This is a genomic window from Streptomyces sp. NPDC002994 (assembly GCF_040611155.1).
Classification (GTDB): Bacteria; Actinomycetota; Actinomycetes; order Streptomycetales; family Streptomycetaceae; genus Streptomyces.
The window spans coordinates 192,991-219,033 of the sequence record NZ_JBEXNQ010000007.1 but is presented as its reverse complement, the minus strand read 5'-3'; the positions used below and the strand labels follow the sequence as shown (position 1 = coordinate 219,033).

Annotated in this window: 27 protein-coding genes, 1 tRNA gene and 2 pseudogenes; 15 read left to right on the top strand and 15 right to left on the bottom strand. The window is 68.6% G+C overall.

Annotated features, from left to right (window positions below):
- Positions 1–73 precede the first annotated feature (73 nt).
- A complete protein-coding gene (locus tag ABZX79_RS11730; RefSeq protein ID WP_355254751.1) occupies positions 74–265 on the top strand; it encodes a hypothetical protein in 192 nt (63 codons plus the stop codon).
- Positions 266–329: 64 nt separating this feature from the next.
- Here the strand turns inward: ABZX79_RS11730 and ABZX79_RS11725 are convergent, their stop codons facing one another.
- Positions 330–1,664 (bottom strand): YncE family protein, encoded by a 1,335-nt coding sequence (locus tag ABZX79_RS11725; protein WP_355254749.1) that lies wholly within the window; start codon positions 1,662–1,664, stop codon positions 330–332.
- A gap of 309 nt (positions 1,665–1,973) precedes the next feature.
- Between ABZX79_RS11725 and ABZX79_RS11720 the strand changes: the two genes are divergently transcribed.
- Positions 1,974–2,618: a TetR/AcrR family transcriptional regulator gene (locus ABZX79_RS11720; protein ID WP_355254747.1), complete on the top strand. Its 645-nt coding sequence runs from the start codon at positions 1,974–1,976 to the stop codon at positions 2,616–2,618.
- Between the two features lie 365 nt (positions 2,619–2,983).
- Positions 2,984–3,442: a nuclear transport factor 2 family protein gene (locus ABZX79_RS11715; protein ID WP_355254745.1), complete on the top strand. Its 459-nt coding sequence runs from the start codon at positions 2,984–2,986 to the stop codon at positions 3,440–3,442.
- Positions 3,443–3,572: 130 nt separating this feature from the next.
- Here ABZX79_RS11715 and ABZX79_RS11710 read toward each other — a convergent pair whose 3' ends face one another.
- Entirely contained in the window at positions 3,573–4,199 is a 627-nt protein-coding gene (locus ABZX79_RS11710) for a TetR/AcrR family transcriptional regulator (RefSeq protein WP_355254744.1), read from the bottom strand.
- A gap of 93 nt (positions 4,200–4,292) precedes the next feature.
- Between ABZX79_RS11710 and ABZX79_RS11705 the strand changes: the two genes are divergently transcribed.
- Positions 4,293–4,706 (top strand): nuclear transport factor 2 family protein, encoded by a 414-nt coding sequence (locus ABZX79_RS11705; RefSeq protein ID WP_355254742.1) that lies wholly within the window; start codon positions 4,293–4,295, stop codon positions 4,704–4,706.
- A 5-nt stretch (positions 4,707–4,711) separates the two neighbouring features.
- Positions 4,712–5,188 (top strand): DUF1772 domain-containing protein, encoded by a 477-nt coding sequence (locus ABZX79_RS11700; RefSeq protein ID WP_355254740.1) that lies wholly within the window; start codon positions 4,712–4,714, stop codon positions 5,186–5,188.
- On the opposite strand, the gene ABZX79_RS11695 is transcribed toward ABZX79_RS11700, so the two are convergent.
- Positions 5,094–6,044, bottom strand: a complete 951-nt coding sequence (locus ABZX79_RS11695; RefSeq protein ID WP_355254738.1) for an EamA family transporter — start codon at positions 6,042–6,044, stop codon at positions 5,094–5,096. The two genes, ABZX79_RS11700 and ABZX79_RS11695, sit on opposite strands and share 95 nt — an antisense overlap.
- 113 nt (positions 6,045–6,157) lie before the next feature.
- On the opposite strand from ABZX79_RS11695, the gene ABZX79_RS11690 reads away from it, so the two are divergent.
- A complete protein-coding gene (locus ABZX79_RS11690; protein ID WP_355254736.1) occupies positions 6,158–6,685 on the top strand; it encodes a MarR family transcriptional regulator in 528 nt (175 codons plus the stop codon).
- A 149-nt stretch (positions 6,686–6,834) separates the two neighbouring features.
- Here ABZX79_RS11690 and ABZX79_RS11685 read toward each other — a convergent pair whose 3' ends face one another.
- Complete coding sequence (locus ABZX79_RS11685; protein WP_355254734.1) at positions 6,835–8,346, bottom strand: hypothetical protein; 1,512 nt, start codon at positions 8,344–8,346, stop codon at positions 6,835–6,837.
- Positions 8,347–8,594: 248 nt separating this feature from the next.
- Here ABZX79_RS11685 and ABZX79_RS11680 point away from each other — a divergent pair, with 248 nt between their 5' ends.
- The 3 genes and pseudogenes from ABZX79_RS11680 to ABZX79_RS11670 all read left to right on the top strand — a co-directional run.
- Positions 8,595–9,002: a hypothetical protein gene (locus ABZX79_RS11680; protein ID WP_355254732.1), complete on the top strand. Its 408-nt coding sequence runs from the start codon at positions 8,595–8,597 to the stop codon at positions 9,000–9,002.
- A pseudogene (locus ABZX79_RS11675) lies at positions 8,960–9,148 on the top strand (crosslink repair DNA glycosylase YcaQ family protein); the annotation flags it as partial. The gene ABZX79_RS11680 and the pseudogene ABZX79_RS11675, both read left to right, overlap by 43 nt.
- Positions 9,149–9,153: 5 nt before the next feature.
- Positions 9,154–9,318: pseudogene (locus tag ABZX79_RS11670) on the top strand (IS256 family transposase); the annotation flags it as partial.
- A 6-nt stretch (positions 9,319–9,324) separates the two neighbouring features.
- On the opposite strand, the gene ABZX79_RS11665 reads toward ABZX79_RS11670, so the two are convergent.
- The 4 genes from ABZX79_RS11665 to ABZX79_RS11650 all read right to left on the bottom strand — a co-directional run bounded on the left by ABZX79_RS11665 (position 9,325) and on the right by ABZX79_RS11650 (position 14,290).
- Entirely contained in the window at positions 9,325–10,110 is a 786-nt protein-coding gene (locus tag ABZX79_RS11665) for an MBL fold metallo-hydrolase (RefSeq protein ID WP_355254730.1), read from the bottom strand.
- 164 nt (positions 10,111–10,274) lie between these two features.
- Complete coding sequence (locus ABZX79_RS11660; RefSeq protein ID WP_355254728.1) at positions 10,275–11,540, bottom strand: VWA-like domain-containing protein; 1,266 nt, start codon at positions 11,538–11,540, stop codon at positions 10,275–10,277.
- Positions 11,537–12,799, bottom strand: a complete 1,263-nt coding sequence (locus tag ABZX79_RS11655) for an AAA family ATPase (RefSeq protein WP_355254726.1) — start codon at positions 12,797–12,799, stop codon at positions 11,537–11,539. Before ABZX79_RS11655 ends, ABZX79_RS11660 begins: the two co-directional genes overlap by 4 nt.
- 63 nt (positions 12,800–12,862) lie before the next feature.
- Positions 12,863–14,290, bottom strand: a complete 1,428-nt coding sequence (locus ABZX79_RS11650; RefSeq protein ID WP_355254724.1) for a hypothetical protein — start codon at positions 14,288–14,290, stop codon at positions 12,863–12,865.
- 458 nt (positions 14,291–14,748) lie between these two features.
- On the opposite strand from ABZX79_RS11650, the gene ABZX79_RS11645 reads away from it, so the two are divergent.
- Positions 14,749–14,822: transfer RNA gene (locus ABZX79_RS11645), tRNA-Met, on the top strand.
- 102 nt (positions 14,823–14,924) lie between these two features.
- Here ABZX79_RS11645 and ABZX79_RS11640 read toward each other — a convergent pair.
- From ABZX79_RS11640 to ABZX79_RS11630, 3 genes are all read right to left on the bottom strand, one after another.
- Positions 14,925–15,197, bottom strand: coding sequence for a hypothetical protein (locus tag ABZX79_RS11640; protein ID WP_355254722.1), 273 nt, complete (start codon positions 15,195–15,197; stop codon positions 14,925–14,927).
- Positions 15,194–15,502 carry a hypothetical protein gene (locus ABZX79_RS11635; protein ID WP_355254720.1) on the bottom strand — a complete coding sequence of 103 codons (309 nt, stop codon included), beginning with the start codon at positions 15,500–15,502 and terminating at the stop codon, positions 15,194–15,196. The genes ABZX79_RS11640 and ABZX79_RS11635 overlap by 4 nt, the downstream gene beginning before the upstream one ends.
- 258 nt (positions 15,503–15,760) lie before the next feature.
- Entirely contained in the window at positions 15,761–16,555 is a 795-nt protein-coding gene (locus ABZX79_RS11630; protein WP_355254718.1) for a class I SAM-dependent methyltransferase, read from the bottom strand.
- Between the two features lie 136 nt (positions 16,556–16,691).
- Between ABZX79_RS11630 and ABZX79_RS11625 the strand changes: the two genes are divergently transcribed.
- Positions 16,692–17,291: a TetR family transcriptional regulator gene (locus tag ABZX79_RS11625; RefSeq protein ID WP_355254716.1), complete on the top strand. Its 600-nt coding sequence runs from the start codon at positions 16,692–16,694 to the stop codon at positions 17,289–17,291.
- 78 nt (positions 17,292–17,369) lie between these two features.
- On the opposite strand, the gene ABZX79_RS11620 is transcribed toward ABZX79_RS11625, so the two are convergent.
- From ABZX79_RS11620 to ABZX79_RS11610, 3 genes are all read right to left on the bottom strand, one after another.
- On the bottom strand, positions 17,370–18,614 hold the full coding sequence (locus tag ABZX79_RS11620; RefSeq protein WP_355254714.1) for a GDSL-type esterase/lipase family protein: 1,245 nt from the start codon (positions 18,612–18,614) through the stop codon (positions 17,370–17,372).
- A 267-nt stretch (positions 18,615–18,881) separates the two neighbouring features.
- Positions 18,882–19,664: an ABC transporter permease subunit gene (locus tag ABZX79_RS11615; protein WP_355254712.1), complete on the bottom strand. Its 783-nt coding sequence runs from the start codon at positions 19,662–19,664 to the stop codon at positions 18,882–18,884.
- 95 nt (positions 19,665–19,759) lie between these two features.
- Positions 19,760–20,671 carry an ATP-binding cassette domain-containing protein gene (locus tag ABZX79_RS11610; protein WP_355254710.1) on the bottom strand — a complete coding sequence of 304 codons (912 nt, stop codon included), beginning with the start codon at positions 20,669–20,671 and terminating at the stop codon, positions 19,760–19,762.
- A gap of 133 nt (positions 20,672–20,804) precedes the next feature.
- Here ABZX79_RS11610 and ABZX79_RS11605 point away from each other — a divergent pair, with 133 nt between their 5' ends.
- The 3 genes from ABZX79_RS11605 to ABZX79_RS11595 all read left to right on the top strand — a co-directional run bounded on the left by ABZX79_RS11605 (position 20,805) and on the right by ABZX79_RS11595 (position 23,420).
- Positions 20,805–22,079, top strand: a complete 1,275-nt coding sequence (locus ABZX79_RS11605; RefSeq protein ID WP_355254708.1) for a histidine kinase — start codon at positions 20,805–20,807, stop codon at positions 22,077–22,079.
- Positions 22,076–22,732 (top strand): response regulator transcription factor, encoded by a 657-nt coding sequence (locus tag ABZX79_RS11600; RefSeq protein ID WP_355254706.1) that lies wholly within the window; start codon positions 22,076–22,078, stop codon positions 22,730–22,732. The genes ABZX79_RS11605 and ABZX79_RS11600 overlap by 4 nt, the downstream gene beginning before the upstream one ends.
- 214 nt (positions 22,733–22,946) lie before the next feature.
- Positions 22,947–23,420, top strand: a complete 474-nt coding sequence (locus ABZX79_RS11595; RefSeq protein ID WP_355254916.1) for a hypothetical protein — start codon at positions 22,947–22,949, stop codon at positions 23,418–23,420.
- A gap of 309 nt (positions 23,421–23,729) precedes the next feature.
- Here the strand turns inward: ABZX79_RS11595 and ABZX79_RS11590 are convergent, their stop codons facing one another.
- Positions 23,730–24,377, bottom strand: a complete 648-nt coding sequence (locus tag ABZX79_RS11590; RefSeq protein WP_355254704.1) for a methyltransferase domain-containing protein — start codon at positions 24,375–24,377, stop codon at positions 23,730–23,732.
- Between the two features lie 404 nt (positions 24,378–24,781).
- Between ABZX79_RS11590 and ABZX79_RS11585 the strand changes: the two genes are divergently transcribed.
- Entirely contained in the window at positions 24,782–25,882 is a 1,101-nt protein-coding gene (locus tag ABZX79_RS11585) for a M20 family metallopeptidase (protein WP_355254702.1), read from the top strand.
- Positions 25,883–26,043 lie beyond the last annotated feature (161 nt).

The window sequence follows — 26,043 nt, the reverse complement described above, 5'->3', positions numbered from 1 at the left end:
AAGGTCGATGGACATGCCGCTGGACGGGCGCACTGGGGAAGTCCGTCCAACCGCACTTCCATCGGAGTAAGCGATGAGCACTTCCCGACTCCTGCTCGACCTGCTGACCACGCACGCGGTCACCGTGCTGTTCAGCTGCACAGTGACCGCGACGACGGTGCTCGTGACCATCCGTCGGGCCCTGGAGGGAACCCAGCCGCAGCACCGGGCCGCCATTCTCCGCTCGGTCGCCGAGATCGCCCGCGCGCTGCGTCGGCGGCCGTAGTAAGCGGTGCCCCGTCCGAGGAGTCAGGAGCACGGTGTGTGCTCTTGCTGCTCTTGTCGCTTTGTCATCCAAGCGTGGCCGGGCTGGTCCAGTCGGTCGGCACGTGGGCGATACGGACGCGTTGCGGGTGGTCTCCGACGGGGACCGACACGATCTTCTTTCCGGTGGTGAAGTCAATGGCCGTAACCTGGTCGCTTCCGCTTTCCGAGATGACGCAGGACTTGCCGTCGCCGCTGACTGTTGCCCAGTAGGGCTTGGAAGCGGTGACCAGAGGTCCTTCGCGCAGGGTCGCGCGATCGACGATGGTGGCGTAGTCGTCCATGGTTCCGGCGACGCAGAGTTTGTCGCCCCGCGGGCTCATCGACATGCCGTGATGGCGGGAGTCGTTGACCCAGGTGGTGCGGTCCTCGCTGGTGTTGGGATTCTTCGGAAGGGTCTTGACGCGGGTGATCTTGTCGCTGGCAACGTCGTACTCGAGGAAACCGTTGAAGAAGGAGACCTGGAAGTAGAGCTTGGTTTCGTCGGGGGTGAAGGCCACTGGGCGCACGGCGTCGTTAAGGTCCTTGCGGCCGAAGGCGTCGAGCCTGTCGCGCATGTCGATGACCTTCACTTCCTTGAAGGTGTCCGCGTCGACGACGGTGATCTTGCGGTCGCCCTTCGTCCAGTCCAGGAACGGGGCGTCGGTGTCAGTGTTGACGTCGCCGATGGCCATGTTCCAGATGTACTCGCCGCCCTCGGTGAAGACGTTCTCGTGGGGCTTGTCGCCGGTCGCGAACGAACCGACTTCCTTCCCCGTGGTGATGTCGAGGACATGGACGGTGTTGGAGGTGGAGGCGGAAACGGCTACGCGCTTGCCGTCGGGGGACACGGCCATGTGGTCGGAGCGGTAACCGGAGACGGGGAAGCGCCACTTGATGTTCCCGGTCGCCACGTCGATGGAGACTACGTCGGCGAAGCTGGGGCGTGAGACGACCATGGCCGTCCCGTCGGGGGTGGAGTACATGTCGTCGACGAACTGGTCGTGTCCCTCACCCGGGCCGTTGCGGATGCCCAGGAAGTAGATCAGCTTCACGGGGTTGGTGTAGATCTCCGCCAGGCGCTTCCGCTTGTCGGGGATCACGTTGATCCGTCCCAGTTTCGCGAAGGTGCCGCTGGACTTGATCACGTCGGCGGTGCCGTCCCAGTTGTTGCCGACGAACATCACTTCCTGGAGGGCTGCGGCGTCCTGGGCCGGGGTGGGCTCGACAGCTGATGCGCCGGTCGTGGTGAGTGCGGCAAGGATTGCTACGGCAACGGCCAGGTGGAGCCTGCGTCGCTTGCGGCGCAGAGCGTGCGCTGTGTCCGTTGTCCGGGGTGCGGACGCTCCGGTGTCCGCGTGTGGGTTCTTGGACTCGAGCATGGCTTTCCTCCGCGTAGCGACTCTGCTTCGGGTGGGATGACTAACAACAATTTGTGCTGCTCATGACAGCGGCGTAGTAGCGCTTGCCGGGGTGGGCTGGTTCGGACGGTGCCGGGCGGCGACTTCCCGGGGGTTGGGGAAGCGGGTGCGCTTGGTGCTGCGATCGGGCGTCTTCCGTGCAGGGCGTCCCGGCCGCACAATCTGAAAACGCTGCGCTTCACTTTTGGCTACTTGAAGGTAACGACGGGGGCGCGGTTCCTCAACCCCCCGGACGGGAGAAGATGACCGGGAGCACGGCGAGGGGGATGGGTGAGGGAACGGCACAGGCAGTCAACCGGTCGGTACGCAGGCAAGACGGCCATCGAGCGGCACGCCGAGCGGCGTCAGAGGCTCCTTGACGCGGCACTGCAGCTCTTCGGGGCCGGCCCCGGCTACCGGTCGACGACCGTCGCCGCCCTCTGTGAGGCGGCCGGGCTGTCGACCCGGCAGTTCTACGAAGAGTTCCGCACCCTTGAAGACGTGCTTGCCGCCTTGCACCTGCAGGTCAACGACTGGGCCGAGAGCGCTGTCCTAGAAGCCCTCGCTCAGACCGAGGGCCGACCCCTCGCCGAACGCTACGGATCCGTTTTCCGCGCGTACGCGGCAAGCATCGCCGTGGATCCGCGGCGCATCCGCATGACCTTCACCGAGATCGTCGGCGTAAGCCCTCGCATGGACGAGCAACGGCTGGCCCGCCGGGCACGATGGATTGACCTGATGTGCACAGAGGCAGCGGCCGCCGCGCTGAGAGGTGAGGCCGCTGATCGTGACTACCGCATCGCCGCGGCCGCCTTCATCGGCAGTGTGAACGGTCTTCTGCACGACTGGTCCGCCGGGTGGGTGGACGGCACTCTCGACGAGGTCGTCGAGGAACTCGTCCGCCTGCTGCTGGCCTTGCTGCGCCCCACGGACTGACGCCGAGGCGCGCGACGAGCCGGCCGCACGGGTCGACGGAGTCCATGCGGACTCCGATGCCGTCATGCCGTTTCGTCTGGATCAAGCAGCGGGCGAGTGATGCCAGTTGCCTGCGGACGACACTCTGGGACAATGCGTCCCTGGACCCGGTCGACCGAGAACGGACTGAGGCTTTAAGCTCCGCCCAGCGCCGCCGGCGTGATGATCGCGACACACGCTATGGGCACCGCGGGAACAGCCGCCCCGACCAACCGTGGCCATTCATTACCCCCGAGGTAATCGACCACTCCCCCCTCCCCCGGCAGGATCAAGCACGTCGACGGGAACCCCCGCCAAGATCCATCCGCCGCCACGAGGAGAGCACCATGTCCGTCAAGCCCACTGCCACCACGGCGAGTTCAGCCACCACCGCGAGTTCCGTCGCCGAGGCCACCCGGGCTGTCGTGCAGGAGTTCCTTGCCGCCCGCATGGCTGGGGACACACGGAGGCTCGTCGGCCTCTTCGCCGAGGAGGTCGACTGGCTGCTCGCCGAGAACCCCGCCGTCCCGTGGATCCGCCCGCGGTCCACGGCCGCCGAATGCGCCGCCCAGTTCACGGAGTTGATGGAGCACACCGTGCCCGAGGACGCGCGCGCCTCCGTCGAGAGCTTCCTCGTCGACGGCACCGACGCCGTCCTGATGGGGCACCTGTCGGGGACCGTACGCGCGACGGGGAAGTCCTTCGAGGGCCCGTTCGCGCTGCACCTCACCGTCGAGGACGGCCGGATCACCCGGCACCACCTCTACGAGAACAGCCTGTCGATCGCCGAGGCCTGCACCCCGTGAGGGTACGGGCGGCCGAGCCCGGAAGGCCCGACTGCCGGGCCGGCCGCGGTCACTGCGGACCCGGGCGTTCGGGTCCGTGAAAGCCGTAACGCGCACGAGCAACGCAACACCGTCGAACGCCGCGAACCGCCTATGGCGGCGCCGAGTTCCGGAGCCTGACCCCTAGGAGGGCGAGTGTGGCGGTCCGTAGCCATATTGCCGCCTCTTCCACCGACATGCGGTCCGCCCCGACTTCGTCGCCCGCCGCGTGGCCGAGCGCGATGACGGCGGCCACCAGCCAGGTGGCCGGCGGTGCGGGGTCGAACTCGCCTGACGCCTGGCCCTTTTCGATCAGCCGGGTGAGCCGGGCAGCGACGGGCTCATGCCGAGCCCGGTCGGCATCGGCGCCGGCGCGGGTGCTTCCGAGCTGAAGGAGCACCGGGTTACGTTCGAAGAGCCGCCAGCCGATGTCCTGCAGCCGCATCAGCGCGTCCAGGGCGGAACCCCCGTCCTCTTCCGCCTCGTCCATCGCGGCCATGGCCTCGTCCGTGATCCGGTCGGCGACGGCCTCCAGGAGACCGTCCCGGGTGCCGAAGTGCGCGTAGACGGTCTGGCGGGTGACATCGGCCGCGGCAGCGATGGCGGCCATGCCGGCATCGGGGCGCTCGGCCAGCAGCCGGACCGCGGCGTCCAGCACCGCGACCCTGCTGCGCTCGGCGTCGGCGCGACGGCGAGGCCGCGCCCGCGACGAGTCGCCCGAGGGCTCGAATACAGTCAACTCTTACACCCTTGTCAGAAATAGACGCCTCGCTATATCTTACAGGTGCGTAAGAGATCGTTGTGTGGCCAAGTCCGCCGACAAGGCAGGAGCATGGTGAAACCTCTCAACAGGAAGCCTCCCGAGCAGTTCGTCGCCGACTTCTTCACGTCCTTCACCCAGGCCGTCGTACATGGCTCGGAAGACGCCTCGGACCTGATGGCCAGGTACTACACCCGTGACGTCGTTCAGGTCGCCGACGGCGTACGTCTCGACTGGGACCGCCTCGTCGCTCACCTGCGCCCGGTGCGCAGAAACCTGCGGGAGTTCCGGTTCGAGGTACACGAGGCGTTCGCGGACGGCGGCCGGATCGCGACCCGTTTCACGATTCACGCCCGGATGCGCAAGGGCGGACCGGTGGCCACACGAGTCCACATGTTCGCGGAGTTCACCCCGGACGGCCTGCTGCGACGAGCCGAACAGCTCACGCGGACCGTGACCCCCGCCGAACCGGAGACCCGGGAGTGATCCGCATGCGCATCCGACTCGTACAGGGCGTCGCCCTGCTGTCCACCGGCGCCCTCGCCGGCGCATTTGGCTACGGAGCGGCCAACCTCGTCCCCACCTTCAACGCCGTACCCCTCGACATGAGGCTGTCTTTCCACGCCCAGTTGATGCAGATGAACGGCATCACCATGCAAGGCGCCATGGGCATGTCCGCACTGAGCGCCCTCACGCTTGCCGCCATGACGCGTGGCGCCTCACGGTGGCTGGCCGCAGGGGCGGGGCTCCTTGCCGTGGCGTCCTTCCTGATCACCCGTCTCGGCAACGTCCCCATCAACGGCCGTATCAAGCAGTGGGCGGCCACCTCGGCACCCGCCGATCACGCCGAGATCCTGGCTCGCTGGGAGGCATTCAACTACGCCCGCACAGGCGCCGCGTTCGCTGCTTTCGCGCTGCTGATTCTTCTCTCCCTGCGCCGAAGCCACCCTGCCCCTCTCGCGGCTTGACCGGTCGGGGTTGTGCGAGCAGCACGGCACTGATAATCACCAGGATTCCGACCAGCTGCAGAATCGACAACGTCTGACGCAGAAACAGGTATCCGAGAAGCGTTGCGACGATCGGACTGCCCAAGGCAAGGAAGGAGACCGCCAGTGCCGGCAATCTCTCAATCCCGCGGAACCATATTGCATAACTGATGACAGCCCCCAGGGAGATGAGGTAGCCAAACCCGATGACGTGAGTTCCACTGATGGTGGCCGGCAGCCCTTCGACGGACAGCGTGAAGGGCAACGACACGAGCCCGCCTGCGATGAGCTGCCAGCCAGTGAAGGGGAGCAGCCCCACTCCGTCTGGGCGACCCCAGAGTTTGGTCAGTGTGATGCCGACAGCCATGCTGACTGCTGCACCCACCGCCGCCGCAACACCGACGTAATCCAGTGCCGCTGTCCCCTTGAACACAAGCAACACGACACCGCCTGCGCCGAGGGCGCAGGCCGCCACGTGCGTGTACTGGATTCTGTCCCCGATGAGCAGCGCCGCCAAGACCAGCACAAGCATCGGCTGTACCGCCATGATCATCGCCGCTATACCACCCGGCAGGCGGTAGGCCGCGACGAACAACAAGAAGTTGAACGCGCCGATGTTGAGCGTTCCGAGCACCAGGGCGCGCCACAGCCATATCCCGGTCGGCAACGTGCGGGCGAAGGTCAGCAGAATCAGGCCCGCGGGGAGCGCCCGCACGGTGCCGGCCAAGAGCGGGCGGTCCGGCGGCAACCACTCTGTCGTCACCAGATAGGTACTTCCCCAGATCGCCGGCGCCAGCGCCGTCACACCTGAGGTAAGGAATTGCTGACCACTCTTCATGCCGCGCCGCCCGCCGCGCCGAGGCACCGGTCGCCAAAGTTCGCCAACGCCAGACACCATGCAATACTTTCCATGGAAGATAGATTACTTTCCACGGAAGATATGGTCAAGCCATGCCTCAGGACGTCGACTCCTTCGCCTCGCCCACCGACGCCGACGCGGTCGATCTCATCGTCGGCCAGTGGCGCCGGGAGCGGCCCGACCTCGATCCCAGCCCGATGCACGTGGTCGGGCGCATCACCCGTTTGCACTGGGCGCTGGACGAGCGGCTGTGCCGGGTCTTCGAGCGCTACGACCTGGGCAGGGGCGAGTTCGACATGCTCGCCACGCTGCGCCGCTCCGGCCCTCCCTTCGAGCTGACCGCCGGTGAGCTGCGCGGGTCGACGATGGTCACCTCGGGGGCGGTGACCAAGCGGGTCGACCGGCTGGAACGTGCCGGGTTGGTCAGTCGCCGAGCGGCCGAGGACGACGCGCGGGGCCGGCTGATCCGGCTCACCGACCGGGGTCGAGAGCTCATCGACGAAGCAGTCGAACAGCACGTCCGCAACGAGACGCGACTCCTCGCCGGACTGACCTCCGACGAGCGGAGCGCCCTGACCGATCTACTGCGCAAACTGGGCCAGACGTTGCCAAGCGAATAGCGGCTGATGGTGTTGAGGACGTCGCAGGTGTGCCGGCGCGAGGATGCCTGACGGACGGCCGTCAGGACCTTCGCCGTTCCGAGCCACGCCTGTGCGCCATGCCGGAGCCGGGGCGATCTGCTCCGCCCCGGGCCGGGGCCGATCACCGCTCAGCGCAGGTGCAGACCGAGTTCTTTCTCCAGCACAGCCGCCTGTTCTGGCGTGGCGAAAACGAAGTAGGTCTCGTAGCTGGCGTCCCTGAGACGCACGAAATCGACCATGTAAAACCGGCGCGTGTCGTCGCCCGGGTCGGGATCGACGTGGTCGATGAACTCCACGATCGCCAGGTGGTCGAGGTAGTCGTCCGACGTGTGCTCGGTCTGTTGGGTCACCAAGACGCCGTTGCGGGCGAACTCCAGGACCTCGCCGCACTCCTCGTCCCCACGCAGCCGGACATCGGTGATGGTGACCGCGCCGTCGGTCAGTGCCGCGGCCTCCTCCAGGATGCCCGCATAGCTCTCCTCCAGATCGTCGACATCGTCCGCGTGGGCCGAGATCGCTACACCGAACGCTTCGAGCGCGTCAGGCACTTCGTGGGGTGGCAACTCATCGTGTGCGAAGTCGGCGTACTCCGCGAGGACGCTGTCGACCTTCTCCCGAGACACCATGGCCAACCTCTGGAGGAGCGCCCCCACGTGTGCGTACGAGGACGACCTGAACCAGAACAGCACGTCGCACAGCCCGTACTTCCTCTTCCCGTCCTCCTCCTCGAGGAGGAGCTCACGCAGACACTCCAGCGGAATCGCCGCGCCCCCGACCCGCTTGTCCGGCTGATCCAGGAACGGCACCTCGGTCCACACGCTCTCCCGCGAGCCCGGGGCGCCGGGCTCGGCGTCGGGATCGAACGCGACGTACTGCCACACCGCCCCCTTGTTCCGCCGGATCACCTCGCCCATGTACCAGCTGGCGCCCTGCACGAACGGCTCGTCCCGCGCAGCGTCGAATTCCTCCACCGTGGCGAACCGCAGCCTCACGACAGCTTCCAGCCAGTCCAACGTGTCGGGGTGGAAGTTCCACCTCCACGCTGCGCCGAACGCGTTCTCGGCCCAGGCGGGGAGCGCCTCCGTCCGCTCGGCCAGCCACGCCGACAGCGCCGGATCCTCCGGCAGCGCCGCCGTGGGGTCCACGCGCGGCGTGTGCTCCTTGACCGGCTCCCACCCCGGAACCGCGTGCTGCCGCGCCGTCACAGCCTTCCGCAGCCGCTCGACCTCCTTGGCGAACGCGGCCCCGGTGCGGACTCGGAGGGCGTACGAGATCAGTAACATCGGTGCGACGGGCGAGAGTTCCAGTTCCGCGTCCGGCCAGACGACGGGCTGCCCGGGGAAATCGTCAACCGGCCGCGTGTTCCAGCCCCAACCACCGCCGGCGATGCCGAGCAGTACTTCGCCGAGATAGGCCATCGCGCTCTCGACGAACTCCGTTCGCTCCTTGGTGCCTTGGACGGACTCGTAGTGCTCCAGCAGACGAGCCTCCAGAGTGTCCAGTGACTTGGGGGTGTAGTCGAAGGGGAAATCCTCGCGAAGGAGCACCTTCTCCAGCAGCAGCAGTTGATACGGCAGGTCGCCGATCCACTGCTGAAGCAGATGTTGTGGCGAGTTCTCCAGCTGTGTCTCAGGACCCATGCGGACACTGTAGGGGTGCACACTGACAGCGGCTGTTTCGGCAGGTGTGGTGCCGACGGGAGCACTGAACTCCCCGGCCACAGCGGAAGGTTGTGTCGTCTCAGTGGGTCGCGACTGTGATCGATTGTTGGGTGTGACCCGCGATGCTGCAGAGGCTGTGCGAGACCTGACCTCTGGGTCGGTGGCCGCCCCCCCCTGGACGCCTGATCGGCGTTGCGCGCCGGCTGCGGCGCGGGCAGCATGGGGTGATGCATTCGGATGAGCCGCTGCCTCGTGAGGTGAAGATCATCGATACGACTTCGCTGATCAGGCTGGAGGAGCGGGCATGCGAGCTCGGCCTCAGCCAGCGGTTGGACCCGGCGTGGGTGGTAGAGAATACGGCGCCCGATGGATCCCACTACCTGTGGCCGCTCATATGGCACGGCTTGTCCCATCGCCCGGCCATCCCACGTCAGCTGCGGTGCGAGCTGCTGATCACGCTTCGTGCGGGAGTTCAGGTGATCAGTCTTCTGGACGTGCTTCCTGCCGACTTCATTCCGCTGCCGAGGGTGACCTCTCGCGTAGAAGGCATGCAGGTGAGGCAGCTCCTGGACGACGTTCCGTCGGTCAGGGAATGGCTACTGAGGCAAGGCGACGGCTCCTCGGGCCAGGTGTAACAGATCCCTGGGCTCGCGTGCGGCGCGTGGTCGCGCTCCAGGCGCAGCACCCGGCCTCGCCGTATCTCGCCCTGTGGAACCGGCTGGCCGGTTCCACTCCGGCCGGTTTGGACGCCGCCTTCACCGGGCGTTCGGTGGTCAAGGCACCCTGCTGCGGACGAAGGTCTCCAAGGGTGCGGGCAGCGGAGCGGCCGCCCTGGCGATGGTGTTCAAGCTGGTCGAGTCGGCTCAGGCTCGCCGGTGAGCGGCGAACGCACCCCACCTTGTCGCCCTTGTCCGCGCCGAGGCCCGTTTCGAACGCGGCCAGCTCGTTGAACACCCCTCAATCCGCCGCTGCTTGACCAACAGAGAAACTGGCACCGGGCGCGGCGTAATCGATGGGGCCGCGGAACCGTGCCGAGGCACGGGCTACCGCCTGCTGCGGGGTGAGGAAACGGCCGACATGCGTGATGACCAACCGTCCTGCCCGGGCCGCGCTGGCCGTGTCGCCGGTGTCTTCGGGCGTGTGGTGAACCTGTTCGCCCTCGGTTGGTACCTGTGCGCTCTCGGCTTCGCACAGCAATACGTCGCACCCTTCCGCCAGGCTCGTGAGGCCGGGGCAGGGTGCCGTATCCCCGGAGTAGACCAACGACCGGCCTGCCGTCTCGACGCGCAGGGCGAAGGCGGGGATGCCGTGCGCCACCGCCCGGCTGGTCAGCGTGAGTGCGCCGATACGTGCCTGGTGCCCGTCGTGAAGTTCATGAATGGCGAACGCGGCTTCGACCGGGCTACGGGTGGAGGTGTTGGTGAGGAAGTGCGCCAGCCGGTCAGCGATACCCGGCGGTCCATAGAGAGGGATCGGCGCATCGAGTTGGATGTCCGCGTAGAGCGCCGCGTAGTACGCCGTGAGCAGGTCCGCACTGTGATCGGCGTGCAGGTGGGAGATCCAGATCGCGTCCAACTCATCAAACTGGACGTGGCGTTGCAGCTCAGCCAGCGTCCCGCTACCCGCATCCACCCACACACGGGTGTCACCGCCGGACACCAGGTAGCCGGAGCATGGGTTGTCCACGCTCGGGTAAGGGGTTGCACAGCCCAGAACAGTGAGACGCAAAAGATCGCCGGTCATCCGGGGAGTCTAGAACGCTTGATCCACGGATACTGACACTTTCTCCGGCCCATACTCGCCACCCGCGCCGGCGCCGACCCTTAATCCGGGCGGCGGCGCGCACCCCTCCCTGAGAAGAAGCCCCACCACAAGGCGCAGGGCTTGTCCGCGCCGTCCTGAGAGACTCACCGAGTCGCAGGAGACGACCCGATGTCAACCACTCGGGCCCACGCGGGCGGCGAGTCCGGTGCGTACTCGGGATCGTCCTCGTCCCACGACCGGGCTGCATGCTGCCGAGGGAACAGACCCACCACCGTCCGGCACGGTGGTCGCGTGGCCGGCCAGGGCGTCTGGCCGTCGGTCAGCACCACGATGACATCGGGGCGGGGCTGCGCTCGGAGGGCCCTGGCGAAGCCCGTGCGCAGATCCGTACCCCCACCGCCCACCAGCGGAATTCCCTCGGCACGGCACAACGGGTGCACGATCCGGGCCGCCGCGTCGCACGGCAGCACGGTGACCAGGTCGCGACGGCCGCCCACGGCACGGGAGATCGCGGCAACCTCGAGGAGCGCGCTGCCCAGTTCGGTGTCACTGACCGAGCCGGATGTGTCTATGACCACGGAGACCCGAGGCGGCCTGCGCCGCAGGCTCGGCAGAACAACGCCGGGCACCCCGGCCGAGCGCCGCGACGGCCGGCCGTACGTGTAGTCCTCGCCCGCGCCGGAGCCGGAAGCCGCCGAGCGGACCGCCGCTCCCAGCAACTCCCGCCACGGCTGCGGCGGATGGAACGCCTCCTCCGCCCACCGCTTCCACCCCTGCGCGGCGTTCCCCGGACGGGCGGTGATGCCCTGCGCCACCCGGAACCGGACCGCGTCCTGTTCCTGCTCGCTGAGGCCGTACGCACCGTCCGGACCCAGCTCCCACTCCCGTTCCAGTCCGTCGGCGCCGCTGCCGCAGTCCAGCCAGGTGATGTCCTGCGTACGCGGCCCGAGCCGGAATTGGCGCAGGTAGTCCTCCATGAGCTCCCCCTCGGGCAGCCCCAAGGAGGCCGGCACGACAGCGCCTTCGGGCCGTACCAACCCGTCACCGAACACGTCGTCGTTGATCTCGCAGTCCGCGGCGATGTTCATCCGCAGCCGCTCCCCCGGGCCCATCAGCCCACGCTCCCGCGCGACCCGGTCACTGCGCCCGTGGTGGTCGCGCAACAGGTGCGACACCTCGTGCACCCATACCCCGGCCAGTTCCTCCACCGGCGTACGATCCACGAACGCCGGCGAGACGTAGCACCGCCAGTGCCGGTCGACGGCCATCGTCGGTACCCGCCGCGACTCGACGGTGTGCAGGGCGAACAGTGCCGTCGCCAGGTAGGGCCGTACCCGCGCGGCATGCAGTCGGGCGGCGAAAAGCTTGTCGAGGTCCAGAGTCCCGGTCCCCCATGCGTCCGGGGTCACCGGCCCGCCTTCGCGGCGACCGCGACCCGCGCGGCAGCGTGGTCCGCTCGCCGGGACAGGGACACCGCTCCGGCGAGCCGCTCGATCGACGCCGGAACGTCCCAGTCCTCCTGGCGCAGCGTGGCCAGGGTGGTCGCGGGGACGACCACCAGGTCCGGCGCTCCGCTCTCCACCGCCCGGACCAGGAGCGCCCACGCCGCGTCCCAACGGGACTTCTCAGGGCGCCGACGGACCGCCGCCACCACACTGTCGAGCACGGCTTGGCGTCGATCCCCCCGCTCGGGCAGGACGGCACCCGCGGGGTCGGCGAGAAGCACCTCGGGGTCCGGGAGGTCCATCCGGTCCAGGGTGGCCAGCATCTCCAGCCCCGGACCGTCTCCCACGGTGCCCCTGACCAGCAGGGAGAGCACTTCTCGGGAGGAACCGGCCGCGGTCGCGAAGGCGATCAGGCACAGTGTCATCTCCCAGCTCCGGGGGGACGGCCAGGGGCCGCCGCGGCGCGTTTCACTGCTGGGCAGCCGGTGCACGAGCGCGGGGCGGGCGGTGAGGAGCCCGCACACCGCGCGGCGGGCGAGGTTCACGGCCTCTGACAACTTCTCCGGGGCGAGCCGTGGCAGTGTTGCCCGGGGCCAGGTCCCACCGAGGCCGCGCACCACGACCTCGTGGTCGTGGGTCCACTGAAGATGAACGAACCGGTTGGCCAGCGGCGGGCTCAGCTCCCAGCCGTCGGAGGCCGATGATCGCGGATTGGCGGCAGCCACGATCCGGACCCCGGGCGGCAGTTGCAGGGAGCCGATCCGCCGCTCGAGCACGAGGCGGAGCAGGGCGGACTGAACGGCCGGCGGTGCGGTGGACAGCTCGTCCAGGAACAGCAGCCCCCGGCCGGCCCGTACCAGGCGCACTGCCCAGTCCGGCGGGGCCATCGGAACACCCTGTTCCGCGGGATCGTCTCCGACGATGGGCAGGCCCGAGAAGTCGGACGGCTCGTGCACACTGGCGATCACTGTGGTCAGCGGAAGGTCCAGGGCCGCCGCAAGTTGTGTCAGGGCCGCGGTCTTGCCGATCCCCGGCTCACCCCACAGGAGCACGGGCAGGTCGGCGGCAACGGACAGAGTCAGTGCCTCCAGTTGTGTGTCGGGGCGCGGTTCGGTGGTTGTGTCGCGCAGCAGGGTCAGCAACTCGCCGGCGACGTCGAGCTGGGAGGCGTGGGCTACGTCGGAGCGAGTACCGGTGGCAGCGAACGGAGCGTATGTGGGCATGTTTGATCACCTATGGGTTCGTCGTGAGCCAAGTGGAGGGAAGAAGGGGACGGAAGTCCCCGGTCAGCGAGAGGTCGCCTGGCGCGTCTGTGAGCGGCGGTCACGGGACGGACGGCGACGATGCGGACGGGTGGGGCCAGGTCCGCGTCCGATCAGACCTGACCTGTACAACCCGTATGTGATCCGCCGCAGCGCGGCCCTCTCCAGTTCGTCCCGCAGAGCGCCGGTGCGCAGCAGTGCATCGGGGCCCAACAGGCCCTCGACGACGGCCAGCGCACCGGCTGTGTCGCCATGCTGAAGGCGTTCGCGGACGCCGGTGAGGCAGTCCGGATGACGGTGCGCCTCGTCGATTGCCCGCAGGCAGGGAAGCGGAGTGCCGGTCAGTGCGGCCAGCAGTTCCTCCCGGCGGATCTCGGCCGGGTCGTGGTCCAGCGGGGCCAGCACTCCGTTGACCAGCGCGATCCGGTGCCGAGCCCCCCGGCACTCCACGAGGCGCGGCTGCCCCGCCCGGTCCGGAGTCCGGGACGGACCGGCCGGCGAATGATCCGGTACGAGTGCCGAGGCGACCAGCGGGTGCAGCCGATCGGCCTCGATCGAACCGGTGCGGATCAGATCCAGGTCGGGCAGCACCCAGGTCGCCGCGTCGGGCAGGACGGGCGGGACGGACGGCCTGCAGGCGCCGCCATCTGTTGACGCCGCCGCGAACCTCAATACGGGCGGCCGTACGCCGTCCCTTTCCGCGACCAGGTCCAGGACCAGGTCCAGGACCAGCCGATGCCGGGCCCCGAACCGCACGGTGACGCTTCCGGTGGACCGCCCTTCGGCGTGGAGCAGAATCCCCGCCTCGGCCGCCCACCGGTCAACGGCGCAGCGGCGCCCCTGCGGCACCATACCCAGCAGCTTTGGGGCCGGCACAGGCCGGCCGTCGGCGGACAGCCGATCGGCCCCGGACCGGATCCGCAGCTCGTCGGCCCTGCGCGCGTCCCACAGGTGGCGGTGCAGGTCGAGGCGGAACCGCTGGTTGGGACGGGGGTGCGGATGACGGGAGGCACCGGCCTCCGAGTGGGATCCGTCCCACAACGCGAGGCTGATCCGCTGACCCGCATCCGCCCAAGCCGGCGGAGTCCGGACCACGAGGTGCAATGCGCTCGCGCCGTCGCACCCAGTGGCGTCGTACCGAGCCAGAGCGATGGTCAGACCCGGGCGCAGCAGCCCGTCAGGAGCGATCCTCGGCATGTGCCAGCGCAACAGGTCAGGCGCCAGATGACGGAGATCGGCCCGGATGTGGGCTGCGAGCTCCGGGCCATGGGTACGCGCCACGGAACGAAGATTGAGGTCGACATCGATGCCTGCGGCGGCGCACGCCCCCGCCCAGTCCCCGGCACAACGGCGGGCGGTCGCAGTCTCGATCATGGATGGCGGCACGGCGAACTCACGCACGCGCAGCCAGAAGGAAAGGCGGGAATCCCGGTTCGCGGTCTCAGTGAGCATCAGCACTCACCTTGCGCGGACGGGGCCCCCAATCTGTGAACAGAATGAGTCATCATCGCGGCGATCATAGCGCTCCCCACCTCGAACTGCCAGGCACCCCGGTCGGAGCCCCACTACTCGCCGTCCGGCCAACTAGCGTGCGTACGCCGGTGGGACGCGCCGACTGAGCGAGTTACTGACGGGCTGCCAGGGGCAGAGGTGAGTGCTCGTCCCTCGGAAGAGCCGAGCTGCGGAGGACCAAGGCGTCGTACCGTGGCGCGGTGGGAAACGCATTTGGTGGTGGGCAGCGGAGTCTGTCTCTCCAACCAGCGGCACGGAGGTGTTTTGAGCGCGCTCCCGCACTGGGAGGGGTGCTTTCTCTGTACCCAGCCGAGACATGGCGTTCGCAGGTCCCTACGCAGTCCGGGAAAAAGGAGTCCGTTGCCGGCCCAACAGTGCCGTAGGGTGGGGTTTACCGACGCGGGGTGGAGCAGCTCGGTAGCTCGCTGGGCTCATAACCCAGAGGTCGCAGGTTCAAATCCTGTCCCCGCTACTGCCCAGAAGGGCCCGGATCCTGGTGGATCCAGGCCCTTCTGCCATGCATGCGGTCCCACCGGCGTGGCTCAGGGAGGCGGCTCTCGAGCCCGAGGCCGGCTTAGAAGTCGTCGGCGCCGTTGCGCAGCTCGTGCGTCCAGTAACCCGTCTTGGCGACTGCGTCGTTGACTGCGATGCCGCCCTTGGGCGCGGTGACGGTCTTGCTGCCCTCGGCGGGGCCGTCGGCGGCGAAGAGGTTCACGTACATGCGTACGGCCGCGTAGGCGGGGGCACCGGCGCTCAGCACGATGCGGACGCCAGGCTTGCTCTTGGCGACGGGCAGGGTGATGTGCGTGGTGGGTACGCCGTCCTGCTTGGCCGCGGTGATTTTCACGTCGTCGACGGTGCAGGCCGGGGTCTTTGCGCTGGCTTCTTGTTGGAACCGGCCTGCGTCGCGGGGCCGGCGGAGCCGGCTGTACCCGAACTGGAGGTGCCCGTGCCCGAGGTGCCTGTGCCTGTCTTGCTGCCGGTGGTGGTGTCCACCTTGTCAGCGCCGTCGCCGACGGCCTTCGAGACCGAGGCGGCCTCGGCGGCCCCCTCGCCCTTGGCGCTGCCGTCGCCGCAGGCGGTGAGCGTCAGGCTGAGGGCGGCTGCGGCGGTCGTGGCGAGTACGGCAGTGCGGCGGATGAAGGTACGCATGTGGGGCTCCCCGTGTGACGCGGTCGGTGCGGTCGATGCGGTCGATGCCATGTGCTGACAACTGGTCTGCTCACAGCTTCGGTCCCTGCCCTGCCGTTCCACTGGCGTACCGCTGACGTGCCGCTGACGTCGCCCGCTCGTGACAGCAGCGTCGGGTGCGCTCGGTGCGTTCCTCGGCGGCTACGTGGCCAGTCGGCCAGCCGCGCCATCCGCGGTGCTGATCCCAGCGGCCAAGTCGTGGCGACCACGTTGCGCGGACTACGTGACAGCCGGAGCGCCCGTTCGTGCCGTGGTGACCACCACCGTCGCGTAATGCATCGTGAAACTACCGCCCATCGCGTCGAGTGCGGCCCCGACCCCCTTGACCACCTCTGCCAACTTGTCCGACGTAAGCTGTGTGAAGGCGCCGTGGGTAGGCATCTGGTCCACCCACGCGTCCCGCGTGTAGGACCACTCCCAGTCGAATCGCCACTGCTCCGGGTCGCTGAACCCGCCCGCCTCCCGGATCCCGTCGGCAGCCTTGGTGAACAGCACCTGGTAGCCGTCCAGGGCTTGCTTCGTCATCGCCTGGAGGCTGAACGGCGGGACCGGCATCACCTGGCGGTAGACCGCGGCGAAGGCTTCCGCCACGTCGGGCGGAAGCTGGAACACGTTCCAGAACGCTGCCAGCCGGCCGCCGGCCCGCAGCACCCGCGCGGCCTTGGCCGCTCCCGCGACCGGGTCTATCCAGTGCCAAGCCTGGCCGGCGACGACCGCGTCGAATTCCCGGCGGGCCGGGTCCCAGGCTTCAAACGTCGCTACGTCGGTCTCGACCCCGAGGTTCCGCGCCAGGTCGGCCATCCGCGCGTCGGGCTCGACCCCGAGGACCCTGCAACCGGCTGCCTGGAACTGCCGGGCGGCAATTCCGGTCCCACAACCGACGTCGAGGACGTGGGGGATGTTGGGGATGCCGGGGCCGGGGATGGCGGCGACGATCCGGTCGACCATGGCTTGGGGGTAGCGGGGGCGAGCCGTGTCGTAGCGTTCGGCATCCGAGCCGAACGACTCCGCCACCTGGCGGTGTTGATGCGGCTCATGTTCCGAGAGAGATGCTGATTCCGGACGTAAGGTGGGCATGCGCCCACTCTGAATGGGCAGACGCCCACTCGTCAATCGGAATGGGCTGAGCGAGAGAAAGAGGAGATTCACGGTGCCGACGGGAGTAGCCATCCGCGACGCGCGCGAGCAGCTGTTCGACGCCGCCGAGCGCGTCCTGATCCGCAACGGGCCGAGCGCGCTGACCAGCCGCGCGGTCACCACTGAGGCAGGCTGCGCCAAGGGCGTCCTGCACCGGCACTTCGCCGACTTCGACGCCTTCCTCGCCGAGCTCGTGCTGGACCGCATCGCCCGTATCGACAGCCAAGCCGCCACCCTGCGCAAGTCCGCCGGGACCGGCACCGTCGCAGACAACCTCACCGGCGCTCTGACAGACCTGTTCGGGTCGGTCGCGGTGGCGGTCGTCGGGCTCGTCACCTCCCGGGACGACCTGCGCGCCCGGCTCCGCAAGACCACACCGACCGGCATCCCGGTACTGACGGAAGCCACGGCCATGATCGCCTCCTACCTCACCACCGAACGCGAACTGGGCCGCATCGCGGGGGATGCCGACGTCGACACCCTCGCCCCCACGCTGATCGGAACCGGACACATGCTCTTCGCCGACCGGAAAGGTGCCCCTCCGGAGGCTGGAGCCGTCCACAAGGTCGTGACCGCGGTCATCGCCGGCGTCGTGCAAGAACCACGGCCATGAACGGCCAGCAGCGAACCGGCGCCAAGAGAGTTGCCTACTGCCGCCGACTCGGCCCCGGCTGGACGCACTTCAGTTTCCTCACGCCTCCTGACGTGGGCCGACACTCAGCCCTGCGGCGAACGGACCGCCGAAGCCGAAGGCCAGGGCGGCGAAGCGTTCGCCGATGCGGCGGTGTGTGGCAGCGTCCGGGTGGAGCTGGTCGGGCAGCGGCAGTTCGGCGAAGTCGGCCTCGCCGTAGAGGTCGCGGCCGTCGAGGTAGTGCAGGTGCGGGTCGTCGGCTGCCCGCTGCTTCACGAGGCGGGTCAGTTCGTCCCGGATGACGTTGAGGGTCAGCTTTCCGCCGGCCCGTTCCGCGGGGTCGCCCGCAGCCCGGAACTGGAGTCTTCCCGCGGTGAGGTTGCTGAAGTCCGGGGCGCTGGGGCCTGGGGTGTCCTCGTGGATGGGGCACAGGATCGGCGAGATGACCAGGAGTGGAGTGGTGGGGTGGCCGTCGCGAATGGTGTCGAGGAAGCCGTGCACCGCGGGGCCAAAAGCGCGCAGGCGCATCAGGTCGGTGTTGACGAGGTTGATGCCGATCTTGACGCTGATCAGGTCCGCGGGGGTGTCGCGCAGAGCGCGGGCGGTGAACGGGTCGAGCAGGGAGCTGCCGCCCAGGCCCAGGTTGGTCAGTTCTACGCCGCCGAGGGCACCGGCCAGCGCGGGCCAGGTTGTGCTGGGGCTTGCGGCGTCGGAGCCGTGGCTGATCGAACTGCCGTGATGCAGCCACCTCCTGCGGCCACCGTCCGGTAGGGGCTCGACGGGGGCGTCAGTGCGCAGGGCGACCAGCTGGGTGATCTCGTTGTACGGCAGCCAGATCTCGACGTCCTTGACGCGGTCCGAGAGGCCGGAGAACCGGACCGTGCCGACCGGGCCGGGCCGGGTTTCCGCGGACCCGGTGGTCATGTCCACCATCAGGACGTTGCCGCCGGTCACACTGGCCTGCCCGGCCAGCCGGCCGTCGACGAGCAGGTCGTACACGCCATCGGGGCGGGGCGGGGCGCCCTGGTAGGCGTTCTTGGTGCGGAGCGCATCCAGCTCGACGACGGTTGCCCGCGTGCGGAACACCAGCCGTACGCCGGAGGGCTGGGCCTCCGCCATGGCCAGCTGCCCGTCGGCGCACTGTGCACGGGCCCGGGCGGGCAGCCGGTGCGGTAGCAACCCGTGTTCGGTGCGCTCCAGTTCCAGGGCGCCGCGCAGGAGGTCCGTGGTGATGGGCGTGGTGGTCCAGTCCGTCGCACCGGCCGCCGTGGGGGCGCCGGGGACGTCGTCGAGCCGGTCATTCATGGGTGCCATTCTGCCGGTCGGATGCATGACCCACCCAATGAATTTCCGCCCACCCCCTCGCGGCTGGCTGCAACCACCCGTCGGCTATCGGCGTCGTACCGGCCATGGATGCCGAGTGTTCAATGGCTCAGCTACGGGAGGAGGGCCACACCGTCGCCGCCGAGGACCTCGCGCACATCTCTCCGTACCTGACGGAGTACGCATCCGCCGGTCAGGCGAAGTACTGAGCAGCCAGTCCCCCGCCGCCATGGCGAGTTGGACGTACGTTCACACATCACGGCGCCGCACGGCGAGCACGGTGAGCACTACCGCGGCGAGCGGCCAGAGCGCGAAGGCCGCCCACGATTCGGCCACCGTGGGCAGGGCGGACCCGGTGCGGGGCTGAAGTTGGGACAAGCAGGTGCGCCAGGCGTAGTAGGGGAACACGCCGTACAGGTCATTCGCCCACTGGTGAACGCTCGGTTTGAAGAAGCCCGGCAGGACGACGAGGACGGCACAGGCCGTGACGACGGTGGTGGCCGTATGCCGCAGGACCGCTCCGATGCCCATGCCGACCAGCGCCGCCACCGGCGCCAGCAGCGCGTTCGCCACAAGCACGCGGGGGACTCCAGGATCTCCCATCGAGAGGCCGATGCCGCGGCCGGACAGGATGGCCTGGCTCACGCTGAACGTACCCACCGAGACGACCACGCCGACGGCGAGCATGACGCCCGCGACGACCACCGCCTTGGCCACCACCACCCGGTGGCGGGCCGGTACCGCGGTCAACGAGGTGCGGATCAGGCCTGAGGCGTACTCGCCGACGATCGTCAGGGCCCCGACACTGCCCGCACCGATCATGAGGAGAGCCACGCCGACACCGCTGAGCGCCTCGGTCATCGGGTCGTAGTGGGACTTCTCCTGCGGCCCGAAGTCCGGCCAGTTGCCGTACGTGTCGACACTGCTCTGCACCGCGAGCCCGATCAGGACCAGGACGCCCAGCCCGAGCACCCAGTAGGTCGAGCGGAGTGACCACAGCTTGATCCACTCGGCGGCGACGATGTCGCTCATACGGACACGCGGTTCGACCGGTGGCACGGACCGGGCGGTCGTGGCCGGCCGGGACGTTGGCAGCGGAGTCACCCCGGTCACGGGCGCCACCCCAGTCATCGGCGGTCACCCGCGTGGTAGTCGGCGCGGTCGGCGGTCAGTTCCATGAACGCTTCCTCCAGCGAGGCGCTGCGTGAGGCGAGTTCGCGCAGCAGGATCCGGTGTTCGAAGGCGAGCTCGCCGATGCGGGCCGCTGTCAGGCCCGTCACCGTGAGCGACTCGGCACCGTCCGTGCGTACGCCCGCACCCTCGGGGGTCAGTACGGCCGCGAGCCGGGCGGCGTCGGGCGTGCGCACGGTGACACGGGTACGGGTGCCGCGCGCGGCGAACGCGGTGACGGTCTCTTCCGCGATCAGCTCGCCACGGCCGATGACGACGAGACGGTCGGCGGTGTTCTCCATCTCACTCATCAGATGGCTGGAGACGAGCACCGTGCGCCCCTCTGCGGCCAGCCGCTTGAAGAGGTCGCGCACCCACCGCACGCCCTCCGGGTCGAGGCCGTTGACCGGCTCGTCGAACAGCAGCACGGGCGGATCGCCGAGGAGGGCGGTCGCGATGCCGAGCCGCTGCCTCATCCCCAGGGAGAACCCGCCGACGCGGCGGCCCGCCGCCCCGGCCAGACCCACCTCTTCCAGAACTTCCCGCACCCGGCGGCGGGGCAGACCGTTGCTGCGAGCCAGCGCCGACAGATGGGCGGCGGCGCTCCGGCCGGGGTGGACATCACCGGCGTCGAGGAGCGCACCGACGTGGTGCAGTCCGGCCTGCCGGTGGGCGAACGGGCTCCCGTCGATGGTGGCGGTTCCGGCGGTGGGCCGGTTCAGCCCGAGGATCATGCGCAGGGTGGTGCTCTTTCCGGCGCCGTTCGGCCCGAGGAACCCGGTGACGTTCCCGGGCCGTACCGTGAAAGTCAGCTCGTTGACGGCGAGGACGTCGCCGAAGCGTTTGCTCAGTCCATTGACTTCGATCATGCGGTCCACGGTGCCGCCGGCGAGGCCCGTGCCACATCGGTCCACGGGCAGGAATCGAAGATGCCGCATCTGCCTGAAGGCATACGTCTGCAGGCTGATGCCGGGGCATGGGCGGCAACCTACGATCGCAGGCGTGCCCGACATCACGCCCCACCGGCCTCCCGCTCCACTGCTTCAGCGGCTGCTGATCTGTTTCGGCGTGGCCGCGCTGGGTCTGGCGCTGTACGCGACGATGGCGGGCGGCCCCGTACCGTTCGTCGGGCAGGAGAGCCAGGGCGCCGCCCTCGCCGGGCCGGCGTTCGCGATGGCGGCGCCGCTGGCGTGGGTACGGCGACAGCCGTGGCCCATCCTCGCGGTACTCCTGGCCCAAACAGCCGGCGCGGCGGCTCTGGGACTGCGGGCCGAGCAGATCTGGCCCCTCTTTCCGGCCGGGCACCTCGTGGTCGGCCTGGTCGCGGCCACGCGAGCGCCCCGCGCCGGTCTCGCCGCAGCAGTCGTCACGCTCGCCGTCCAGGAGACGGTCCTGCAACTGGACCTCTTCAGGGACGGCGGGTGGGCCCGCGTACTGGCTCCGGGTTATCTCGGCCTGACGACGTGTCTGGCCCTCGCGGTCCTCTTCGCATGGTTGGCAGGCACATCTGTCCGCCAACGGCGCGAGTACGGCGAGGCGTTGCGCGACCAGGCCTCCGCCCAGGCCGTTACGGCCGAGCGGCTGCGCATCGCGCGCGAACTGCACGACATGGTCGCCCACAGCATCGGCGTCATCGCGATCCAGGCCGGTGCCGGCAGCCGGGTCATCGGCAGCGCGCCCGAGCAGGCACGGAGCTCGCTGCAGGCCATCGAGGCCACCGGCCGGGAGACCCTGCGGGGACTGCGGCACATGCTCGATCTACTCCGCCAGACGGAGCCGGAGCGGGAACCGTCCCTGGAACCGGCGCCGTTCGCGGGGCTCACGGACCTCGACCGGCTGGTCTCGACGACGGCGGACGCCGGAGTCGAGGTGGAGGTACGGCGCCGGGGGGTCCAGCGCCCGCTGCCCACCGCCGTCGACCAGTGCGCCTTCCGCATCATCCAGGAGTCGGTGACCAACGTGGTACGGCACGCGGCCACCCAGCACTGCCGGGCGACAGTCGACTGCCGGCCCCGCGAACTTCTGGTCGAGGTCGTCGACGACGGTCCCGGCCGCACAGCCACCCCCACCCCCAACTCCGACTACGGCTCCGACTACGGCTACGGCTACGGCATCCGCGGCATGCGCGAGCGGGTCGCGCTCCTCGGCGGCAGCTTCACCGCTGGGCCACGGCCCGAAGGCGGCTTCCGGGTCGCGGCACGCCTGCCGCTGCCACCCACCGCGGCGGCCCCGGCAGCCTGGACACCTTTGACGGCTTCGACGGCCGAGGCCCCATGACGATCCGCGTCGTACTCGCCGACGACCAGGCGCTGGTGCGCGCGGGGCTGCGCATGGTCATTGACCACAGCCCGGACATCGACGTCGTCGGCGAGGCCGAGACCGGCGCCCAAGCGGTCGGTCTGGCCAGGGAACTGCGCCCCGACGTAGTCGTCATGGACATCCGCATGCCCGGCATGGACGGCATCGAGGCCACACAGATGATCACCGCCGATTCCCCGGGGACCCGCGTCGTCATCCTCACCACCTTTGACAGCGACACCAACATCTACGCCTCGCTGCGCGCCGGTGCGAGCGGCTTCCTCGTCAAGGACATGGCCCTGGAGGACATCCTCACGGCCATCCACGTGGTCGCGGCGGGCGACGCCCTGATCGCGCCGAACGTCACGCGCCGTCTCATCGCGGAGTTCGCCGGCCGCCCCGAACCTGCCCCACCGTCGGCGGAGCTCGCCGGCGTCACCGCACGGGAACGCGAAGTACTGACCCTGGTTGGGCGCGGCATGTCCAATGGCGAGCTCGCGGCTCACCTTCACATCAGCCCGGGTACCGCCAAGACGCACGTGGCAAGCCTGCTCTCGAAGCTCGGCGTCCGCGACCGGGTCAAGCTCGTCATCATCGCCTACGAGGTAGGACTGGTGTCGCCGTCCCGATGACGAATGACGCCGACCCTTGCCGGCCATGTAAGAGCCGGCGGCCCCCGGCAGGCTGCTGCTCGCGGTCTTCGCCGAGCACGGGAAGGCCCTGGCGTACCCCAAGCCAACTTGGATGTACCTCGCCGGCCAGCACATCCAGTAACCGCCGGACAGGTCCGGTGATTCTTGACAGGGAAATAGAGTGACTCCCTCGATGACTCGGCGGGGGGACGTCATGGAGATCACCGTCCAGTGGATACGGACGTCTTGGACGAAGGAGTCCCGGGGAGGAGAGGCTGCCTCGCGCAGGAACGCGGCCCCGGTCGGCTTCGCTCTCCCGCATGATGCGGCCTCCTTCGCGCATGTGATTCGCATGCATGAGCGTGACGGCTTCGAGCCGCATGACAGCCGGGAAGTCCTGAGCAAGGTCGATGTCCAGCTCCGTGAGGCAGATGGTCGGCTGCGCGTGTTTCCCCGAGTGCAGCCCTTGTTTGCCCTGCCGCCTCGACAGCGGCGGCCCCCGGGTGTCCGGCTCATCCCTGGCCAGTGGGTGCGCTGGCAGCTCAACTACCGCTTCAGCAGTGCACTGGGGATCCGGGGCTGGTCGTACTGGCTGGACACGTTCAACATCGCCTACGGCCCTGTGAACGCCGATGTGTTCCTGTCCACGCCCACCGTTTTCCTCGACGAACAAGGACCGCTCCGATAACCTCGCCGGGTAATCGGTCCACTGTCGGATCGGTGACTCGGGTGCGAAGCGGACCTTCGGCTCGGCGCGGACTGTTGCGCCAGCGGACGTAGGCGGCGACGACGGCGTTCTGCTCGTCGTGGGTGCGGTGGCCGGTGCCGTTGAGCGAGAAGTAGCGCAGGTCATCGAAGGGTTTCTCGAAAATCCCCTCGTTCGACCACATCGGAGCTCGAGCGGACGGTGAGCCCAGATCATGAGTCGCCGCCTGGAGCGGACGGCTCCCCGTCCGGCAGGTTGGATGCGGTCGTGCGTTCGGTCAGACAGCCCTGCCTAGGCTTTGCGGGCGAGTAGTTGAACCTCCTGAAACTGCCGTCGGTCGGTGGGCTGAGGCTCGCGAACCATCCGGGCCACCTCGACCAACCCGGACTCCCGCAGCATCGCGGCAAGGTGATCAGGCGACCACCGATAGGCCGGCGCGACTGTGTGATCGAAGACCTGCGTCGGGTGAGACGGATCATCGCTTGCCGAAAAGCCGACCAGAAGGTAGCCGCCAGGTGCCAGTACGCGGTGGAACTCCGCCAAGATGACGGGGAGTTCTAGCGGCGGAGTGTGGATGATGGACCAACGTGAGAGTACGCCGCCCAGCACGCCGTCAGCGATGTTCAACGCGGCCATCGAGCCCACGTCGAACCGCAGGCCCGGATAGGCCTGTCGAGCCAACCTGATCATCGCGGGAGAGGCATCAACACCAAACGCCGCCAGCCCCAGCTCGTCCAGATAAGCAGTGATATGGCCAGGCCCACACCCCAGGTCCGCGACCTGACCGTCCCCACTCGCACTTACGACCTCGGCGAAGGCACCCAAGATCGCGCGGTCCAGGGGACTGTCACGCAACGTGTCGCGGAACAGCTGCGCATAGGCGGGTGCAGCAGCGTCGTAGGCCTCGCAGGTGGCACTGAGGGCATCGTGTTCGACCATGCTCGCGACAGTAGTTCCTGGCGCTGAGACGAGCCGAGAGAATCACGACCTTCCCTCCCGCCTGTTCGCCCAGGCTATCGCTCGGGCAGCCATCTCCGCAGGTTCTCGTGGTCGTAGTCGCTGCCCGGAGCCGCGCTGAAGCCGAGCTTTTCGTAGAAGTCGACGGACGCCTGCGCTGGTCTTCACAGGTGGTTGATACGCGCTGCGCTCGGCGAGTCCGCACGGCAGCAGCCGGCCAGCGCCACTCCACGAACCGGGGCACCGCGTGGACCGTGCCGGCCGCTTCGCCGCCGCAGGGCTTGGCAATGCACCCGTCCACGGTCAGGTCCTCGAGGTCGAACGCGAACGATGCCCCCCGGCAGCTGAACTCCATTCCGTCGCGGCGTACCAAGTACCCTTGCAGCGTGACGATGCACAAGACCGTCGATGTGAGTGTTGACGCGATGATTGACGACCTCAGGACACTCGTCGAAATCGAGTCTCCATCGCGCGATTTCGACGCCTTGACGGCCTCGGCCAAAGCTGTCGCCGCAGTCATCGAGAGCCGCCTCGGTGGGGAAGCCGTCCTCGTGGAGAGCGATGCCGGGCCGCACGTCCACTGGTCAGCTGGTGGCGATCCCAAAGTACTGATCCTCGGTCACCATGACACGGTGTTTCCGCTCGGCACCCTGGAACGCCGCCCGTTCATGGTCGAGGACGGGCATGCGACCGGTCCCGGGGTCTTCGACATGCTTGGCGGTCTCGTACAGACCGTTCATGGCCTGGCGACGCTCGATGACCTGTCAGGTGTCGAGATCCTGGTGAATGCCGACGAAGAGGTCGGCTCCCGATCCTCTCGAGCTCTCATCGAAGAGCGAGCCATTGCTTGCGGCGCCGTACTCGTGGTCGAGGGCGCCGCGGATGGCGGGGCCCTGAAGACGGGCCGTAAGGGCTGCGGCTCGTTCCAAGTCTCCATCGCGGGTCGGGCGTCGCACGCAGGCCTTGAGCCCGCGGCCGGGGTGAACGCCCTGATCGAAGCATCACACCAGGTACTGGATATCGCAGCGCTTGGCCGACCCGACATGGGAACGACTGTTACCCCGACCGTCGCGTCCGCAGGAACCCTGGACAACGTCGTTCCCGCAGAGGCGACCGTCATCGTTGACGTCCGGGTCGAGTCGGACTGCGAAAGAGAACGAATCGAATCTGCGTTCGCTGCACTGGCTCCGCATCTCGCAGAGGCGAAGATCGCGGTTCGGGGAGCTATCAGCCGACCCCCGATGCCAGAGTCGGCGTCGGCCGAGCTCTTTGCGGTGGCCAAGCAGCTGCTTCCCGGCCTCGAAGGCAAGGCAGTCGGCGGCGGAAGCGACGGCAACTTCACGGCCGCACTGGGCGTGCCAACACTCGATGGCCTTGGAGCAGTCGGGGGCGGTGCCCACGCCGACCACGAGTACCTGGTGATCGAAGCCATGGCCGAGCGGGCGAACCTTGTTGCCGGCCTGGTGAAAGCGATTCAGAACACATAGGAGAACGAGAGCCTGCGCGACCTGTGAATGGTGCCGACAGGTGTGGGGCATTGGCATCGAGGTGGCCGGGGCCGGCAACGTTCTCTACCACCGAAGATGGGGAGCGCCGTGTCGAGCCGGCGAAAGGTCATGACCAACCAGCCGCCGCCCGGATCGCCTCA

Excerpts from the sequence above, each read along its gene's own strand:
- ABZX79_RS11705 (WP_355254742.1), top strand. The coding sequence starts at position 4,293 with ATGGTGAAACCTCTCAACAGGAAGCCTCCCGAGCAGTTCGTCGCCGAC.
- ABZX79_RS11715 (WP_355254745.1), top strand. The coding sequence starts at position 2,984 with ATGTCCGTCAAGCCCACTGCCACCACGGCGAGTTCAGCCACCACCGCG.
- ABZX79_RS11650 (WP_355254724.1), bottom strand. The coding sequence starts at position 14,290 with ATGCTCACTGAGACCGCGAACCGGGATTCCCGCCTTTCCTTCTGGCTG.
- ABZX79_RS11615 (WP_355254712.1), bottom strand. The coding sequence starts at position 19,664 with ATGAGCGACATCGTCGCCGCCGAGTGGATCAAGCTGTGGTCACTCCGC.
- ABZX79_RS11590 (WP_355254704.1), bottom strand. The coding sequence starts at position 24,377 with ATGGTCGAACACGATGCCCTCAGTGCCACCTGCGAGGCCTACGACGCT.
- ABZX79_RS11635 (WP_355254720.1), bottom strand. The coding sequence starts at position 15,502 with ATGCGTACCTTCATCCGCCGCACTGCCGTACTCGCCACGACCGCCGCA.
- ABZX79_RS11680 (WP_355254732.1), top strand. The coding sequence starts at position 8,595 with ATGCATTCGGATGAGCCGCTGCCTCGTGAGGTGAAGATCATCGATACG.
- ABZX79_RS11685 (WP_355254734.1), bottom strand. The coding sequence starts at position 8,346 with ATGGGTCCTGAGACACAGCTGGAGAACTCGCCACAACATCTGCTTCAG.
- ABZX79_RS11725 (WP_355254749.1), bottom strand. The coding sequence starts at position 1,664 with ATGCTCGAGTCCAAGAACCCACACGCGGACACCGGAGCGTCCGCACCC.
- ABZX79_RS11695 (WP_355254738.1), bottom strand. The coding sequence starts at position 6,044 with ATGAAGAGTGGTCAGCAATTCCTTACCTCAGGTGTGACGGCGCTGGCG.
- ABZX79_RS11700 (WP_355254740.1), top strand. The coding sequence starts at position 4,712 with ATGCGCATCCGACTCGTACAGGGCGTCGCCCTGCTGTCCACCGGCGCC.
- ABZX79_RS11610 (WP_355254710.1), bottom strand. The coding sequence starts at position 20,671 with ATGATCGAAGTCAATGGACTGAGCAAACGCTTCGGCGACGTCCTCGCC.
- ABZX79_RS11730 (WP_355254751.1), top strand. The coding sequence starts at position 74 with ATGAGCACTTCCCGACTCCTGCTCGACCTGCTGACCACGCACGCGGTC.
- ABZX79_RS11595 (WP_355254916.1), top strand. The coding sequence starts at position 22,947 with ATGGAGATCACCGTCCAGTGGATACGGACGTCTTGGACGAAGGAGTCC.
- ABZX79_RS11690 (WP_355254736.1), top strand. The coding sequence starts at position 6,158 with ATGCCTCAGGACGTCGACTCCTTCGCCTCGCCCACCGACGCCGACGCG.
- ABZX79_RS11665 (WP_355254730.1), bottom strand. The coding sequence starts at position 10,110 with ATGACCGGCGATCTTTTGCGTCTCACTGTTCTGGGCTGTGCAACCCCT.
- ABZX79_RS11655 (WP_355254726.1), bottom strand. The coding sequence starts at position 12,799 with ATGCCCACATACGCTCCGTTCGCTGCCACCGGTACTCGCTCCGACGTA.
- ABZX79_RS11600 (WP_355254706.1), top strand. The coding sequence starts at position 22,076 with ATGACGATCCGCGTCGTACTCGCCGACGACCAGGCGCTGGTGCGCGCG.
- ABZX79_RS11620 (WP_355254714.1), bottom strand. The coding sequence starts at position 18,614 with ATGAATGACCGGCTCGACGACGTCCCCGGCGCCCCCACGGCGGCCGGT.